Annotated in this window: 3 protein-coding genes; all 3 read right to left on the bottom strand. The window is 69.7% G+C overall.

What is annotated here, in order from left to right; translation table 11 throughout:
• Positions 1–463, bottom strand: a 463-nt coding sequence (locus tag V7E05_RS11190) for an endonuclease/exonuclease/phosphatase family protein (protein WP_333619734.1), incomplete at its 3' end; no start/stop codon positions are given.
• Between the two features lie 32 nt (positions 464–495).
• A complete protein-coding gene (locus V7E05_RS11185) occupies positions 496–1293 on the bottom strand; it encodes a hypothetical protein (protein ID WP_333619733.1) in 798 nt (265 codons plus the stop codon).
• Positions 1294–1416: 123 nt separating this feature from the next.
• On the bottom strand, positions 1417–2101 hold a 685-nt coding region (locus tag V7E05_RS11180; protein ID WP_333619732.1), incomplete at its 5' end, for an MFS transporter.

The following is a 2101-nucleotide window of genomic DNA, read 5'->3' as shown; positions in this document are numbered from 1 at the left end:
CCGCGGCGCGGTCCTCGAGGAACGGGCGGAACGTGTCCATGAACCGCTCCTTCTCGTCCTGCTTGGGCGTCCCCGCGGAGCCCGAGGGCAGGTAGAGGCTCGCGATGCGCACCTTCTCCTTCTTGCCTGGGCCGGAGAATACGGCCTCGATATAGCGCCCGGAATCGGCGAACTCCGGATCCCCATACCCGATGACGACGTCCTCCGGCTTCTCTTTGGAGAGCAAGCCCACGCCCGCGCGGCCCTTCGCCGCGGCGGGTGCGACTACGAGGTGCCAGCCGTTCTCCAGCGCAGGCTCGAGCGCCTTCTCCGCCTGCTCCTCGGTGGCGCGGACTTCCTGCATGCACACCACATCGACCCCGGACTCCTCTAGCCACGGGAGCATGCCGGGATTGCGCTCGTTGCGCTCCTTGACCGCTGCGCGGATTCCGTTGACATTGACGGTGGCGACCTTGACACTCATGGCCCCACCCTAGCGACGGGCCCTGACAGTGATCAGCAGGGCGAGGTGAACTCGGCGGTGTCGCCGAGGATCCGGGGGTTGCCTCCATAGGTCGCGGCCGCCGCGCACAAGGCGGCGGAATCGTGGCCGTAGTCGGTGACGATCGGATACACACGCGCCCCGTCGACGACCCCGCGGATCGACGGGCAAGATCCGGGCACGAGGTATTGCGCCTGGCCTGGCGCTTCCGCGAGCGCCTGGGCGATCTGGCCCTGGGGATCGGGCGTGTTGTCCGACACAGACGTCGAGATGAGGATGTTTCGCCCGTCGCAGGGCAGCGTGCTGATCGTGACCCGGCCGCCTCCCGGCAGCTGGACCGAGTTGATCGTGTGGCCGGGACCGTCCTGCGCATCGGAGCCGGAATCCTGCGGCTGCGCGTACACGGTGGTGGTTTCCGGGGCGGCGGAGGACGAGGGCTGCTCGGTCACGGTGGTCGCGCCGGACGATGGCATAGCCGGGGTGGTCGTCGACGTGACCGCGGCGGCCTGTGCGCCGTCCGGACCGTCCGAACCACCCGAATCGCGCGAGGACGTGAGCCACCAGATGCCGCCGCCGACGAGCGCGACCACGGCGAGAGTGGCGACCACGGCGATCGCGGCGGTACGGCCAGTGTGGCCGGTGCCGCCGGAGCTTCCCGAGCCGGAAGAAGACCACGGGCCGTTCCCGTAGCCGTAGCCGCCGTCGCCCTGGTAACCGCTGCCGGGACCGGCCGTTCCGCCAGGACGCCCGCCCGCCTGTCGGCCAGAAGCCGCCGGGGAATCTTCCCAGCCGTAGTAGTCGTCGCTCGCCATGTGCCCCTCCCCCGGAGGGCACGGCCCTCCACCCCTCGTGCCAGGCACGCGGATTACCAACGGTGTTTACGGCGTCTATCTTCGCCTACACCGGGACGGAGGGCGAGCGTTTCGGGCGAAAGTCTAGTCGTCGGCGACGGCGTGCTCGACGAGTTCATGCGACCTTCGCGCTCGGCGTGCGAAGAGAACGGTCGGCAGGGCGATCGCGAAGCCGAGGAGCGCGAGACCAACGGCGACGACCGCCGGAGCCCTGTAGCCCCAGCCCGCAGCGATGATCGCTCCGCCGAGCCAAGCCCCCAGTGCGTTGGCGGCGTTGAGCGCGGAGTGGTTGAGGGCGGCGGCCAGCGTCTGTCCGCGGCCCGCCCACTGCATGAGGCGTGCCTGCAGCGCGGGGATCACCACGGAGGTGGCGGTGCCGACGAGGAAAAGGGCGATGACCGCCGTCACGGGATTGGGGGTCGCGAAGTAGAAGACGGCGAGCATCGCCGCGATGACGGCGATCCCCACGACCACCGTGCGGTCGAGGTTGCGGTCGGCGAGCGCACCGCCGATGAGACCGCCGATAACCATCCCCACGCCGTAGAGCGCGAGCACGCCCGGCATCGCCTCGCGCGGCACGCCCGAGACCTCGACGAGCGTCCACTGGATGTACGAATAGATCGCGAAGAGGCCCCCGAAGCCCACTGCACCCATCGCGAGGGTAAGCAGGACCTGCGGCTGCTTCAGCGACGAGAGCTCGTCGGCGACGGAGACCGGCTCGAGCGCGGTCGGCGCGGGAACGAACAGCGCGATGGCCACGAAAGTCAGC

Source organism: Dietzia sp., from assembly GCF_036741115.1.
GTDB lineage: Bacteria > Actinomycetota > Actinomycetes > Mycobacteriales > Mycobacteriaceae > Dietzia.
The sequence above is the reverse complement of the archived record's forward strand: the minus strand, read 5'-3'. Positions and strand labels throughout refer to the sequence as shown.

Bases quoted from the DNA above. Each gene is read 5' to 3' on its own strand.
- V7E05_RS11185 (WP_333619733.1), bottom strand. From the start codon at position 1,293: ATGGCGAGCGACGACTACTACGGCTGGGAAGATTCCCCGGCGGCTTCT.